The organism is Bradyrhizobium nivariense (assembly GCF_029846695.2).
Classification (GTDB): domain Bacteria; phylum Pseudomonadota; class Alphaproteobacteria; order Rhizobiales; family Xanthobacteraceae; genus Bradyrhizobium.
Window position 1 is genome coordinate 96,488 of record NZ_JARWCR020000003.1, and the last position, 13,751, is coordinate 110,238.

A 13,751-nucleotide genomic window follows, 5' to 3' on the forward strand; every position below is an offset into this window, starting at 1 on the left:
GACCTCATCCTGAGGAGGCGCGTAGCGCCGTCTCGAAGGATGAAGCCGAATACTGAGACTTATGCTTAACCCGGACCGCCGATGGCCTTTTACGTCGTACAGTTTCTGACCGGTCTCGCCAGCGCAGCGTCGCTGTTCCTGGTGGCGTCGGGCCTGTCGATCATCTTTGGTGTGACGCGGATCGTGAATTTCGCGCACGGCGCCTTCTACATGATCGGCGCCTACATCGCCTTCACGCTCACGGAGCGCCTTTCGGGAGCGTTCGGCTTCTGGGGCGCGATCGTCGTGGCAGCGTTCGCGGTGGCGCTGATCGGCGTCATTGTCGAGATGGTGCTGCTCCGGCGCATCTATCACGCGCCCGAACTGTTCCAGCTGCTCGCGACCTTCGGCCTGACCCTGATGGTCGAGGATCTCGTCGTGCTGGTCTGGGGACCTGACGATCTCGTCGGGCGCCGTGCGCCTGGCTTTAAGGGTGCGATCGACTTCTTCGGCCAGAACATCCCGAGCTACGATCTGTTCCTGATCGCGCTCGGGCCCGTCGTGCTCGGCGTTCTCTGGCTCTTGTTCCAGCGCACGCGCTGGGGCGTGCTGGTGCGGGCGGCGACGCAGGATCGCGACATGGTCGCGGCGCTCGGCGTCAATCAGAAATGGCTGTTCACTTCCGTGTTTGCGGTCGGCGTTTTCCTCGCCGCACTCGGCGGCGCGCTCCAGATCCCGCGCGATGCCGTGCATCACGCGATGGATTTGCGCATCATCGTCGAGGTCTTCGTCGTCGTCGTGATCGGCGGCCTCGGCAGCATCATTGGCGCCTTCGTCGCGGCGGTGCTGGTGTCGGAGCTCAACGCCTTCGGCATCCTGATTTTTCCGAAGATCTCCATCATTCTGGTCTTCCTTGTGATGGCGGCGGTGCTGATCGTGCGGCCCTGGGGCCTGTTCGGCAGGCCAGAGGCGCCGGCGCGCAAGACGCCCGGCCTGACCGTCAATCCCTGGCGGCCGCTGACGGCAAACGAACGGTTGGCCGCACTCGCCGCGCTCGTCATGGCGGCGACGCTGCCATTGTTCGCCGGCAATTACGCGCTCACCGTCGGCTCGGAGATCGCGATCTTCGTGATCTTCGCCGTCAGCCTGCATTTCCTGATGTCGGTCGGTGGGCTCGCGTCCTTCGGTCACGCGGCCTATTTCGGCCTCGGCGCCTATGGCGTCGCCTTCCTTGCCAAGATGGCGGGGCTGCCGATGATCGTGTGTCTCCTGCTCGGTCCGCTGCTCGGCTGCATGGGCGCCGCCGTGTTCGGATTCTTTGCCGTGCAACTGTCCGGCGTCTATTTCGCGATGCTGACGCTCGCCTTTGCGCAGATCGTGTGGTCGATCGCGTTCCAGTGGGTGAGCGTGACTGGTGGCGACAACGGCATTTTGAGTATCTGGCCTGAAAAATGGGCGGCGAGCCCGTCGCATTTCTATTGGCTGGCGCTCGGCGTTGCGGCGCTCGTGACGATCGCGCTGCGGGCCATGGTGTTCTCGCCGTTCGGCTACGCACTCAGGGCCACGCGCGACTCGCTCCTGCGCACCGAGGCGATCGGCATCAACGCCAAGCGCATCCAGTGGACGGCCTTCGTGATCGCGGGAACGACCGCCGGCATCGGTGGTGCGCTGTTCGCCTACCTCAAGGGCAGCGTCTTCCCGGACAATCTCGGCATCTCGCTCTCGGTCGATGCGCTCGTCATGGTGCTGCTGGGCGGTGTCGAGACGGTGTCGGGCGCGGTGATCGGCGCCATCGTCTACAAGGCCTTGAACATCTGGCTGGTCAGCCAGACCGACCTGTCAAAACTCGTGCTCGGCGGCTTCATCGTTGTGATCGTCGTCGTCTTCCCCAAGGGCATTGTCGGCATGCTGGAGATGCTGGCGCAGCGTCGCGGGAAGACATCGCCGCCGGGATCGCCATTGCTTGCCAAGCCGATCGAGTCCGCCGAATGAGCGTCGCCCCCCCACTTCTCGCGGTCGAAGGCCTGACCAAATCCTATGGCGGCGTCCACGCCGTGCGCGGCGTCTCGTTCTCGCTGCGCGCCGGCGAAATCCTGGCGCTGATCGGACCGAACGGCGCGGGCAAGAGCACTTGCTTCGACATGCTCAACGGCCAGAACAAGCCTGATACCGGTCACGTCCGCCTGCTCGGCGAAGACACAACCGGGAGGAAGCCGCGCGAGATATGGCGGATGGGCGTGGGCCGTACTTTCCAGATCACCGCGACCTTCGCGACCATGACGGTGCGCGAGAATGTGCAGGTCGCGCTGATCTCGCACGGCAAGCAGTTGTTCAATCTCTGGGGCTCGGCCCCGAGCTTCGATCGCGGCGAGGCCGGCCGTCTGCTCGAACTGGTCGGCATGGGTGGCTACGCGGATCGCCCCTGCGGCGAGCTTGCCTATGGCGATCTCAAGCGGCTCGAGCTCGCCGTCGCGCTCGCCAACCAGCCAAAGCTGCTGCTGATGGACGAGCCGACCGCCGGCATGGCACCGCGAGAGCGCGTCGATCTGATGCGACTGACCGCGCAGATCGCGCGGGAAAAATCGATCGGTGTGCTCTTCACCGAGCACGACATGGACGTGGTGTTCGAGCATGCCGACCGCATCATCGTGCTCAATCGCGGCACGCTGATCGCCGAGGGCTCGCCGGCCGAGGTACGCGGCAATCCGCAGGTGCAGGCGGTCTATCTCGGCGAGGGCCTCCTTTACGATGCCCAGCATCGCGAGGGGGCGTCAGCATGAAGCTCACGGTGCAAGACCTCAACAGTCATTATGGCCCGGCCCATATCCTGTTCGACATCGGCTTCGAGGTCGGTGAGGGCGAGGTTGTCGCGCTTCTCGGGCGCAACGGCGCCGGCAAGTCGACGACGTTCCGTTCGATCGTCGGTCTCGTGGCGCAACGAACCGGCCGCATTATGTTCGAAGGCAAGGATGTCTCGGCACGCCCGACCCATGAGATCGTGCGCGACGGGCTCGGCTACGTGCCCGAGGAACGGCGCATCTTCACCGATCTGACGGTGGAGGAGAATCTCGAGGTCGGCCGCCAGCCGAAGCGCCCGAATGCGCCATACTGGACGCGCGAAAAACTGTTCTCGCTGTTTCCGAACCTGGGCGAGATGAAGAACCGTCCCGGCGGTCGCATGAGCGGCGGCGAGCAGCAGATGCTCACCATCGCGCGCACACTGATGGGCAATCCGTCGCTGGTGCTGCTCGACGAGCCCTCGGAGGGCCTGTCGCCGAAGATCGTGGAGCAGATGGTCGAGGCCATCCTTACCATGAAGAAGGAGGGCGTCAGCATCGTCGTCTCCGAGCAGAATCTGCACTTTGCGCGGCTGATCTCCGATCGCGCCTATATCATCGAGCGCGGCCGCATCTGTTTCGGCGGCACCATGGCCGAGCTCGACGCGCGTCCGGATATCCGCGACGCGCATTTGTCGTTGTGAAGGGCGGGGAGCGGATGGCGAGAAGCGTCGCGGCGAAGAAAAGCGTCAAACCGGCAAAGCCGTCTTACGTGCTCGACGAGCAGGTTGGCTTCATCCTGCGCCAGGTCTGGCAGCGCCACAGCGCGATCTTCTCTCGCGACATCGGCACCAATATCACGCCGACGCAATGGGCGGCGCTGTCGAAGCTCGCAGAGACCGGGCCGTGCTCGCAGAACCAGCTCGGACGATTGACGGCGATGGACGTCGCGACCATCAAGGGCGTGATCGACCGTTTGACGGCGCGCGGCCTCACTGAGACCAGCCAGGATCCCGAGGACGGACGGCGGCTTCTGGTCAGCCTGACGCGCGCGGGGCAGCAGCTGGCGGAAAAGGTCGCGCCGTATGCGCTTGCGATCACACGGGAGACGCTGGCCCCGCTGGACGCCAGGGAGCGCGACATGCTGATGTCGCTTCTCAATAAGTTGAGGTGAGCTCCGCTCCCTAACCGTCACCCTGAGGTGGCCGCTTCTTCAGCGGCCCTCGAAGGGCGACGGCCCGGCTGCATCATCTCGGCCGTTCATCCTTCGACGCTCGTACACGGCGCATTTGCGCCGTGCACTCGCGCCTCAGGATGACGGGCGGGCACTTGCGCAGCGGCTACTTCGCCGCGACCTCCGGCACTCTCCCCGCAGGCGGCGTGTTGCGGCTGCGCTGGGTGCGCACAATGCCGTCGATGATGGTCATGCCGATGCCGGGGAGGTCGCCGAGCTGCACGCTGTCCAGGATGTTCTTGCCGGCGGAATGCTGCGCCTTGTCCATGATGACGAAATCGGCCGAGCGGCCCACTTCAATGAGGCCGCAATCCAATTCGCGCATGCGCGCCGTGTTGCCGGTGGCCAGGCAAAACGCGATCTCGGCCGGCAGGTCGCCGAGTGAGGACAGCATCGAGACCATGCGCAGAATGCCAAGCGGCTGCACGCCGGAGCCGGCCGGCGCGTCAGTGCCAAGGATGACGCGGTGCAGATCGCCCATCTCGCGCGCAATGCGCAACGTGAACAAAGCGGAGCGCTCATTGCCATTGTGCACGAGCTCGAGGCCGCGCTTGCATCCTTCACAGATGCAGCGGATCTGGTCGTCGGGAAGCGCGGTGTGGCCGCCATTGATGTGGCCGACCACATCGGTGTCGGCCTCCAGCACGACGTCCTTGTCGATCAGGCCGGAGCCGGGGATCGAGGGGCCGCCGGTGTGGATCGTGCTCTGGATGCCGTATTTGCGCGCCCAGCCGACCATTTTTCGCGCGGTGGGGCCATCCTTGACGCCGCCCAGGCCGACTTCGCCGAGCAGCTTGACACCCGCGGCCGCCAATTCCTTGAAATCCTCTTCGACCATCTCGCATTCGATCACGGGCGCGCCGGCGTGAACCTTCACGCCGCCGGGCCGCAGATTCCAGAATGCGCGCTGGGCGAAGATTGCCATCGCCTTCAACCCGACGACGTCGCGCGGGCGGCCGGGCATGTGCACTTCGCCGGCGGAAATCATCGTGGTGACGCCGCCATGCAAATTGCTGTCGATCCAGCCGATCTGGTTCTGGCGCGGCGTCCAGTCGCCCGCAACAGGGTGGACATGGCTGTCGATCAGGCCGGGCGCCACCGTGGTGCCGTTGGCCTCGACGATGGTGGTCGCGCCTTCGGTGTTGAGGTCCTTGAAGCGGCCGATCGCGGTGATCTTGCCGTTCTCGGCGACGATGGTGTCGCCGTCCAGGATCGGCTTTTCCAGTGCGCCGGACAGGATCAGGCCGATATTGCGGATCACGAGCTTCGAGGGTCCGGTGGCCTGGGGTGCGTCATGCGCCATGGAATGGGTCCTTGTCCTTAACTGCAACGCTTCCGATCTTGGGCAGCCTTGACCGCGGGATCAAGCCGGATTATTCATTAGTATACGAATGATCGTGTACAAACGACGCATAGCTGACCGCCTCGGAACCGCATAGAAGCGCCACGGAAGGGTGAGATGAGCAATTTCAATCAGGAAGCCGTTTTGAGTGTCCACCACTGGACCGACACGCTGTTCTCCTTCAAGACCACCCGCAGTCCGACCTTCCGTTTCCGCAACGGCGAATTCACCATGATCGGGCTCAAGGTCGGCGAGAAGCCGCTGCTGCGGGCCTACAGCGTCGCCAGCGCCAATTACGAGGACACGCTGGAGTTCTTCTCGATCAAAGTGCCGGACGGCCCGCTGACCTCGCGGCTCCAGCACCTCAAGGAAGGCGACGAGATCATCGTCAGCCGCAAAGCCACCGGCACGCTCGTCATCGACAATCTGGAGGAGGGGCGCAACCTCTACCTGATCGGCACCGGTACGGGCCTTGCGCCGTTCCTGAGTGTGATCAAGGACCCCGAAACCTACGAACGGTTCGAGAAGGTCGTGCTGCTGCACGGCTGCCGGCACGTGAAGGAGCTCGCCTATGGCGAGATGATCACCGAGACGCTGCCGAAGGACGAGCTGATCGGCGACTACATCCGCAATCAGTTGATCTACTATCCGACCGTGACGCGCGATCCCTTCCGCAACCGCGGCCGCATCACCGACCTCATCACCTCGGGCAAGCTGTTTTCCGATATCGGCCTGCCGGCGCTGGAAGCCGCCCACGACCGCGTCATGATCTGCGGCAGCCCGGCGCTGGTGGCGGATACCCGCGTGCTCCTTGGCGAGCGGGGTCTTGTCGAGGGCAATCACGGCGAACCTGCCCAATTCGTGGTCGAAAAGGCCTTCGCCGAGCGCTAGGCCCGGAATTCCCGCGCAATAAGACCGTATTTTCGCCGCCGGGCGCCCGTTGCGGCGCCGATTCGGCACGCGATACTATGTGGGAACGAATCAGCGGAGTTCCCACATGGTTGCGGACAGCGACAGCAACATCGCCTGGCACCGGGTTCAGTTGAAAAAGAACCGCGCCGAGTTGAAGGCGCTTGAGACCGCGCGCTTCACGATGGGCGAGATCGCGTCTTCGAAGCGGAACGGCCAGACCCAGAAGGCGATCGGGGAACTCAAGCGCAAGATCGCGCAGTCCGAGCGCGCCATCGCCGATCACGACAAGCGCACGCGCCGTCCGCTTACGACCGACCTGCGAAGCCTCAGCAACGGCAGCTGGAGCCATTGGGACGCTTACACCAATCAGCAGCAGCGCAAGATCGGCCCGCGTTCGCCGGGGCGGGGATAGACTCGTCTCTCTACGCCTGCACCGAAGTCGAAGTTCCGTACCCCTTGCGCCGGCGGCGTCGTGCACCATCTCGGTGAGACGCCATCAACCGCTCCGGTGATCACATGGCACCACGCCTCGACTTCACCAGCGAGGCCTTCTTTCGCGATCCGCCCAGGGCGATCGCAACGTTGCGCATGTCCGGTCCTGTGGTCGCGGCGCGATTTCCTCTCGTCGGCGATGTCTGGATCACCACGACCCACGAAGCCACGGCGCAAGTCCTGAAAGACGGCACCAATTTCACGCTGCGCAAGGAGGATGGCGACGTCGCAGGTTTGCGCTGGTGGATGCCGAAATACGTCAGAACCATCGCCAACAACATGCTGACGATGGACGAGCCGGACCACACAAGGCTGCGCAGTATCGTGGACGAGGCCTTCCGCCGCCGCGCGATCGTCGCGATGGAGCCGCGCATCCGCGCCATCGCGGACGGTCTCGCCGACGAGCTGTTCTCGGCAGGAAGCCCGGCCGATCTCGTCCAGCGCTATGCCCGCATCCTGCCGCTCGCGGTGATCTCCGAGCTGCTTGGGTTGCCGTTGGCCGATCGCCCTCGCTTCATCGCCTGGGCCAATACGATATCCTCGCTCACGAACGTCGTCAGCTTCTTCCGCCTGCTGTTCGCGTTCCGCAAGATGCGAGCCTACCTCGAACGGCAGTTGCAGATTGCGCGCGTGCGGGGCGGCGAGGGCCTGATCGCGGAGCTGGTCCAGGTCGAGCGCGAGGGCGGCCAGATCACGCCGGACGAAATGGTGTCGATGGTGTTCCTGCTGCTCGCGGCCGGCTCCGAGACCACCACGCATCTCATCAGCGGTTCCGTCTACGAGCTGCTTAGAAATCCCGGCATCCGCGACTGGCTGGCACAGGACTGGAGCCGCGTGGGGCTCGCTGTGGAGGAGTTCCTGCGCTTCGTGTCGCCGGTGCAATTCTCCAAGCCGCGCTATGTGAGGCGGGATGTCGAGCTCGCGGGCGTGCGTCTGAAGCAGGGCGATCGGGTCATGGTGATGCTCGCCGCCGCGAACATGGACCCGGCGATGCATGATCGTCCCGAGAGCCTCGACCTCCAACGCAAGCCGAACCGTCACATTTCCTTCGGAACGGGAATCCATTTCTGCCTCGGCCATCAGCTCGCGCGCATCGAGGCGGCGTGCACGCTGGAGGCACTGTTCATGCGATGGCCGAAACTTGGTCTGGCCGTCGAACCCGCGCAGGTCCGCTGGCGCAAGCGGCCGGGCCTCCGTGCCATCGCGAAGCTTCCTGTCACGGCAGAGGCCCAGGGAACACATGTGGCGGCCTCCGTGCGCATGATGGTGGATCGTTCCCTCGCACGGGCCGACTGACGTTTCCTGTTCTTCGGAAAATCGCCGCCGATTGTGAGCCGGCAGGAACGGCGTGGGATGGTCATCGTTGTCAATCCGAAGACTTCGGTGTGGGACCGATCAGGTTCCGGCCGCAAGACTTCCGCATCGCAGGAGGCAGACCATGACCAGCCCAATGCCACCTGTTCCGCCGGACAATCAGAGTCGGAAGGGAACTGGCGACACCAAACAAACATCATCCAACCAGACCGCGCGAGGCCAACAACGCGTGGAAAATCCGGATCAGCAGGGACAGCAGGGTAACATCAAGCAGAACACGACCAATCAAGGTTACCAGCAAGATCGCTAAGGAGGGCGACAACCGATGTCGACATCCACCAAGACACCGAACAGCATCCGTCAGGGCGGACCCGGCGCATCGCATGAGAACGCGAAGGCACCGCTCGAGGTGAAGAAACCGCCCGCGGACGATTTACAGCGAAGCCACAGCCGAATTTCTGGCGGCGGAGGCGAGCACGACTCCCATCATACGCACGATACGGCCGGCAAGGGCGGAGCAAGGTGACCATGAGCAGCAAGCAGCCAAAGCCGTACACGCCCACCGGCAAGGATATTCGCGACAATCCGCTGATCGGTGGATCGAAGGGGGCCACGATGGCGGGTGCGTCGCCCGACGACATCGAGGATGCTCTCGGTGAGAATACGGTCGAGGGCGACGTCGAAAACGACGTGAATGTCGCCGGGGGTATTGACAAGGACGTCGCGCGCAGCGGTTCGCCTCGAAGAGGCCGGTGAACACCGGGAGACTGACATGCAAGGCAAAAAGACCCACGAGCAGCAAGTGCGTATCCTCGAGCGCAAACCGGACGTGCCTGATGGACGAGAACTGGATCGGGCATCGGGCCGCAATGTCGAGCACGCCGTTCGTCGTGCGAAGCCCGAGGCGCGACACAGTGAATTTCCGGTGAGTCGCGGCGGTCTCAACCAGGAGAGCGACCACAACAAGCACAACCACGCTGGCCAGAGCGGCCACAAGCCGCCGAAACCAACGCCGGCGCAACAGAAGCACTGAACCTTCAGGGGGCGCTCACTGCAAGAGGAGAGATCGATGCCAGGTGGGCACGGTAGCAAGGCGCATTTCAGATCCGGCATGCACGGCAAAGGTGACGGCACCGGAGCCATGGCCGACATTCCCAAGGACAAGATCGGCGACAACATGGTCCTGTCCAACCGCGACAAGGCACAGCACTCGGACATTCGCGGCATGGACGGCAAATCCATCCAGACCGAACAATATCAGGATCACTCGGCCAACCGGCTCGACGAAGAGCCGGAGGCCGACGACATCTGAGAGGGGCGTTCCTCCCCGCTGAACTCGCGGACCGGTGTTCAGCCGGTCCGCCTTTTTGTCGGCCCGAGATCGCGCTCCCAGCCGAACACGGAGCGGCCGTCGAGATCGGGCGAGGCCGCACGCTCTCTGGCGATATAGGCTTCGACCGATGGCCCGCGCGCGGTTCGCTCCAGCCGCCGCGCCTGGTCGTCGAGGCGCTTGATCGCCTGCATCTCTTCCTCGCGTCCGAGCTTTGCGTTCTGGATCGCGCCTTTCAGCACGCGAATGGTTTCGTCATAGACCTTAATCGGAACGGGGTAGGGATGCCGGTCCTTGCCGCCATGTGCCAGTGAGAAGCGGGCGGGATCGTTGAAGCGGTAGGGCGCGCCGTGCACCACCTCGGCCACCATCGCCAGCGAGCGCACGGTGCGCGCGCCGACGCCGGGCGTCAGCAGCAGCTCCGGAAAGTCGACCGGGCCGCGCTCGGCCGCCGCCGCGAGCGTGCCGTGCAGGCGGCGCGCGAACACGTCCTTCGGCCGGACGTCGTGATGCGCGGGCATGATCAGGTGCGGCAGCATCGCCTGCGCGGGCTCGGGTGCAGTCCCGGTGAGCCGCTCGAATTCGCAGACGATGCGGTCGGGGCCGAGACCACTCAACAGCTCGAGCTGCGCGGTGCGCGAGACATCGGCGCGATGGTCGGTGAGATTGACGATCTCGCCTTGCAGCGGGCCGTCGATCGCGCTGTGCGGCGTATCGACAAAACTCTTCAGTGCCTCGGAATGCCAGTGATAGCGGCGGGCCTGCCGCTTGTCGCCATTCATGCCCTGCTGAACCACCGTCCATTTGGCGTCGGCGGTGACGAAGAATCCGTGCAGGTAAAGATCAAAGCCGTCCTGAACAGCGGCGCTGTCAACCTTCGCCACGAGCCGGCTGGCACGGGTGAGTTTTACGCCGTCGAAGCCGACGCGGTCGCCGAGTTGCAACAGCTCGTCCGGCGTCTTGCGCGAATGCTGACCGCGCCCGCCGCAGACATAGATGCCGAGCTCGTCCTGAAGCGGTCCGAGCCCGCGCTTCAACGCGCCGATCACGGAGGTCGTGATGCCCGAGGAATGCCAGTCCATCCCCATGACGGCACCGAACGACTGGAACCAGAACGGATGCGAGAGGCGCTGGAGGAATGCGTCGCGGCCGTAATGATGCACAATCGCCTGCGTGACGACCGCGCCTAGCGAAGCCATGCGGGTCGCGAGCCAGGGTGGAACCCGGCCGGTGTGAAGGGGAAGGTCGGCGCTGCCGGTTCGTCGAGTCATGATCGTCTAGAGATAGCGCAGTTCGGCGACGGTTGCACCAGGGGGATGGTGCATTGCACTGAGTGGAGGGAGCGAAGCCGCTGTGAACGCGTTGAGCGCGGACGCTGATGCAACGCGGGGACACGGATGAATCTGCAAGCAATTATGGCCGACATCGACGAGATGCTCGGCTGGGTGCCTTCGTGGTTCGTCGGTCTCAGCCTGATCGCGCCGTCGCGATCCTGCTCGCATTGTTCCATTACCGGGTCGCGGTATGGCTCCTCAATCGTGCCTTCGGAACCCGCCTCCCTCTGCTGGCTGTGTTCATCGAGCGTACGGCCGGTCCCGCTCGGTTGGCCCTGTGTCTTGCTGCGGTTGCACTGGTCCTGCCGCTTGCGCCGCTCGATGACACCATCCGCACGCCGCTGATGCGCATATTCGTCGTGGCCTTCATCGCACTGATCGGCTGGATATCGATCCGGATCGTGGACATGAGCGCGGCGCGCTATCTCCAGAATTTTCGCGATGTCACCGAAAACTTCGTCGCGCGCAAGCATGTTACACAGGTGCGCGTGTTCAAGCGCGTGACCGACACCATCATCGTCGTTATCACGGCGTCGACCGCGCTGATGACGTTTGATTCGGTGAAGCAATACGGCGTCAGCCTGTTCGCCTCGGCCGGCGCAGCCGGTATCATCGTTGGTCTTGCTGCGCGCCCGCTGCTCAGCAACCTGATTGCAGGCTTGCAGATCGCGATCACCCAGCCGATCCGCATCGAGGATGCCGTGATCATCGAGAACGAGTGGGGCTGGGTGGAGGACATCGCCTCGACCTATGTGGTGATCCGGCTGTGGGACTGGCGCCGCATGGTGGTGCCGCTGTCCTATTTCATCGAAAAGCCATTCCAGAACTGGACCCGCGATACCGCGTCCCTGATCGGCGTGATCGCGCTCCACGTCGATTATCGCGCGGACGTGCCGCGGATCCGCCGCTGGTTGGAGGAGGCGGTGAAACAGTCCAAGCTTTGGGACGGCGCAGTGGTCAATCTCCAGGTGATCGACGCGGATTCGCGCACCATCGAGCTTCGCGCCCTCGTCAGCGCCAGGAATGCGCCGCAATCCTGGGACCTGCGCTGCGAGATGAGGGAGAAGCTCATCGCCTTCATCCGCGACGAGATGCCGGAAGCGCTGCCGCGTGAGCGCGCGATCCTGATCCCGTCGGGAGGAGGCGACGATGATGCCGATTTCCTGCGGCGTCCCGCCACGCCGGAAAAGATGCGGGCGAGTGCGCGCAATTGACCTATTGGCGAGTCGCCTTCGTGGCGCCGCGCAAGCCTGCCCGCTGCTGGATCGTGTCGAGCGCGCCGGACGACTGCTGTTCCGTGACGAAGCGGTTGAGCAGAGGCAAGGCGTCCTCGCGTCCTTTGGGGATCGCGATGGCCATATGCTCCAGGCCCCAACTGCCGTCGAGAATCCGCGCGCCGGGCATCTGATCGGACATCTCGAACAGCGTCGGCTTGTTGGTGGCGTAGAGATTGATCTCGCCCCGGCCAAACATGCCGATGGCGACCTTGACGCTTGCGGCGGGAACGATGGTCGCGTTCTTGAACTTTGCCGGCAGCGTGCGCTCCGAGGTCGAGCCTTTGGTGACGCCGATCTTCACGCCTGGCTTGTCAATGTCCTCGACCTTGCCGATCGGCGAGTTCGCCGGAACGAGATAGCCGAGCTCGATTGCCAGCACGGGCTGGCTGAAGCTGACCTCGTTGGCGCGAGCCGGCGTGGCATTGGTCACGGTGAAATCGACCTGGCCGTTATGGATCGCGGAGACGATGTCGGCAACGCGCTGAAACCTGACATAGTCGATGGGAACGCTGAGCCGCTTGGCCAGCTCGCCGCCGAGATCGTAGGCGAGGCCGTGCGACGTGCCTGCCGCGTCTGTTACCATCGAGGTCGGGCTGCCCGGATAGACGCCGACGCGCAACGTGCCGCTCGGCGCCAGCAGCTTGGCTTCGCCGTCGGCGCGTGCGGGCGCGCCGAGCAGGCTGATGACGGCGACCACGAGCAGAGCGGCGTGCGCGACGTGCCCGGAAGAGGTCCTCATGTGAAGCACTTCACTGCGCGCGAATGTCGGCGGCCTTCAGCACCGGCTCCCATTTGGTCGCCTCGGCATGCATGTAGGCGTCGAAATTCTTGGATGAAGAGCCGACCGGGGCTGCGCCGATCTTTCCGAGTGTCGACAGCACGTTCGGATCCTGCACCGCCGCCTTCAGGTCGGTTTCGAGCTTCGCCACGATCTCCGGCGGCATCTTGGCCGGGCCAAGAACGCCCCACCAGACCGAGACGTCATAGCCTGATACGCCGGACTCGGCGACAGTCGGAACATCCGGCAGTGCCTTGGAGCGTTCGGCCGAGGTCACCGCGAGCGCGCGCACCGGGCCGCCTTCGAGCTGGCTGATGGCTTCCGCAAGCGGATTGATGCTGAGCGGGATGTCGCCGGCGATCACGGCGGTCAGCGCCGGCGCGCCGCCCTTGTAGGGGATCGCGACGATCTTGGTGCTGGACATGTATTTCAACAGCTCACCGGCGAGATGCGCCGAGGTGCCGTTGCCGGACATGCCATAGGAAAGCTTGTCCGGCTCCTTCTTCGCTGCAGTGAGGAGATCGCCGAGCGTCTTGTAGGGGCTGTCCTTGGCGACGACGATCGCGAGCGGCGAGGAGGCGACTTCGGAGATCGCGGTAAAATCCTTGAACGTGTCGTAAGGCACGCTCGGATAGATGAACTGGTTCAGTGGATGACCGCTCGCGACCAGGATCAGCGTGTAGCCGTCGGGGGCGGCCTGCGTCACTGCCTGCGAGGCGACGATGCCGCCGGCGCCGGGACGGTTGTCGATCACGGGCTGCTGGCCCCAGGTCTTCGCCAATGCCTGTCCGAGCGTGCGCGCGAGCACGTCGACCGCGCCGCCGGCGGCGTAGGGCACGAGGATGTGAACCGGCTTGCTCGGATAGCTGTCGGCGGCCTGCGCGGCGCCGCCCGCCAGCAGCAGACCGGCACCCAGCATCAAGCCGCCGATCTTCTTGTTCAAACTCAGCATTTTCCAGCACTCCTTGTGGGCGTTTGCGCG

16 protein-coding genes and 1 pseudogene are annotated in these 13,751 nt (G+C 64.3%); 13 read left to right on the top strand and 4 right to left on the bottom strand.

Features of this window, described 5'->3' with window-relative positions; genetic code table 11:
- The first annotated feature begins 81 nt into the window (after nt 1-81).
- The 4 genes from QCM77_RS03945 to QCM77_RS03960 are packed head-to-tail and all read left to right on the top strand — an operon-like array spanning nt 82 to nt 3,930.
- Complete coding sequence (locus QCM77_RS03945) at nt 82-1,971, top strand: ABC transporter permease (RefSeq protein WP_279662804.1); 1,890 nt, start codon at nt 82-84, stop codon at nt 1,969-1,971.
- Nucleotides 1,968-2,759: an ABC transporter ATP-binding protein gene (locus tag QCM77_RS03950; RefSeq protein WP_279662803.1), complete on the top strand. Its 792-nt coding sequence runs from the start codon at nt 1,968-1,970 to the stop codon at nt 2,757-2,759. The genes QCM77_RS03945 and QCM77_RS03950 overlap by 4 nt, the downstream gene beginning before the upstream one ends.
- Nucleotides 2,756-3,460 (top strand): ABC transporter ATP-binding protein, encoded by a 705-nt coding sequence (locus QCM77_RS03955; RefSeq protein ID WP_279662802.1) that lies wholly within the window; start codon nt 2,756-2,758, stop codon nt 3,458-3,460. The genes QCM77_RS03950 and QCM77_RS03955 overlap by 4 nt, the downstream gene beginning before the upstream one ends.
- 14 nt (nt 3,461-3,474) lie before the next feature.
- Entirely contained in the window at nt 3,475-3,930 is a 456-nt protein-coding gene (locus QCM77_RS03960) for a MarR family winged helix-turn-helix transcriptional regulator (protein WP_279662801.1), read from the top strand.
- Between the two features lie 166 nt (nt 3,931-4,096).
- Here the strand turns inward: QCM77_RS03960 and QCM77_RS03965 are convergent, their stop codons facing one another.
- Nucleotides 4,097-5,293, bottom strand: a complete 1,197-nt coding sequence (locus tag QCM77_RS03965) for an amidohydrolase family protein (RefSeq protein ID WP_279662800.1) — start codon at nt 5,291-5,293, stop codon at nt 4,097-4,099.
- A gap of 156 nt (nt 5,294-5,449) precedes the next feature.
- Here QCM77_RS03965 and QCM77_RS03970 point away from each other — a divergent pair, with 156 nt between their 5' ends.
- The 8 genes from QCM77_RS03970 to QCM77_RS04005 all read left to right on the top strand — a co-directional run bounded on the left by QCM77_RS03970 (nt 5,450) and on the right by QCM77_RS04005 (nt 9,362).
- On the top strand, nt 5,450-6,223 hold the full coding sequence (locus QCM77_RS03970; protein WP_279662799.1) for a ferredoxin--NADP reductase: 774 nt from the start codon (nt 5,450-5,452) through the stop codon (nt 6,221-6,223).
- Between the two features lie 106 nt (nt 6,224-6,329).
- Nucleotides 6,330-6,656 (top strand): hypothetical protein, encoded by a 327-nt coding sequence (locus QCM77_RS03975; protein ID WP_279662798.1) that lies wholly within the window; start codon nt 6,330-6,332, stop codon nt 6,654-6,656.
- 104 nt (nt 6,657-6,760) lie between these two features.
- A complete protein-coding gene (locus QCM77_RS03980; protein WP_279683626.1) occupies nt 6,761-8,032 on the top strand; it encodes a cytochrome P450 in 1,272 nt (423 codons plus the stop codon).
- Nucleotides 8,033-8,174: 142 nt separating this feature from the next.
- Entirely contained in the window at nt 8,175-8,360 is a 186-nt protein-coding gene (locus QCM77_RS03985) for a hypothetical protein (RefSeq protein ID WP_279662797.1), read from the top strand.
- A gap of 15 nt (nt 8,361-8,375) precedes the next feature.
- Complete coding sequence (locus tag QCM77_RS03990) at nt 8,376-8,576, top strand: hypothetical protein (RefSeq protein WP_279662796.1); 201 nt, start codon at nt 8,376-8,378, stop codon at nt 8,574-8,576.
- A gap of 2 nt (nt 8,577-8,578) precedes the next feature.
- Nucleotides 8,579-8,806 (top strand): hypothetical protein, encoded by a 228-nt coding sequence (locus QCM77_RS03995; RefSeq protein ID WP_279662795.1) that lies wholly within the window; start codon nt 8,579-8,581, stop codon nt 8,804-8,806.
- A gap of 16 nt (nt 8,807-8,822) precedes the next feature.
- Nucleotides 8,823-9,083, top strand: coding sequence for a hypothetical protein (locus QCM77_RS04000; RefSeq protein ID WP_279662794.1), 261 nt, complete (start codon nt 8,823-8,825; stop codon nt 9,081-9,083).
- A 36-nt stretch (nt 9,084-9,119) separates the two neighbouring features.
- Nucleotides 9,120-9,362 (top strand): hypothetical protein, encoded by a 243-nt coding sequence (locus tag QCM77_RS04005; protein ID WP_279662793.1) that lies wholly within the window; start codon nt 9,120-9,122, stop codon nt 9,360-9,362.
- Between the two features lie 38 nt (nt 9,363-9,400).
- On the opposite strand, the gene QCM77_RS04010 is transcribed toward QCM77_RS04005, so the two are convergent.
- Nucleotides 9,401-10,651 carry a DUF763 domain-containing protein gene (locus QCM77_RS04010; protein WP_279662792.1) on the bottom strand — a complete coding sequence of 417 codons (1,251 nt, stop codon included), beginning with the start codon at nt 10,649-10,651 and terminating at the stop codon, nt 9,401-9,403.
- Nucleotides 10,652-10,777: 126 nt separating this feature from the next.
- Here QCM77_RS04010 and QCM77_RS04015 point away from each other — a divergent pair.
- A pseudogene (locus QCM77_RS04015) lies at nt 10,778-11,928 on the top strand (mechanosensitive ion channel family protein).
- A gap of 1 nt (nt 11,929) precedes the next feature.
- Here the strand turns inward: QCM77_RS04015 and QCM77_RS04020 are convergent.
- Together QCM77_RS04020 and QCM77_RS04025 are read right to left on the bottom strand one after the other, a co-directional pair.
- Nucleotides 11,930-12,730, bottom strand: a complete 801-nt coding sequence (locus QCM77_RS04020) for an ABC transporter substrate-binding protein (RefSeq protein ID WP_279662791.1) — start codon at nt 12,728-12,730, stop codon at nt 11,930-11,932.
- A gap of 10 nt (nt 12,731-12,740) precedes the next feature.
- Entirely contained in the window at nt 12,741-13,721 is a 981-nt protein-coding gene (locus QCM77_RS04025) for a tripartite tricarboxylate transporter substrate binding protein (protein WP_279662790.1), read from the bottom strand.
- Between the last annotated feature and the right edge of the window lie 30 nt (nt 13,722-13,751).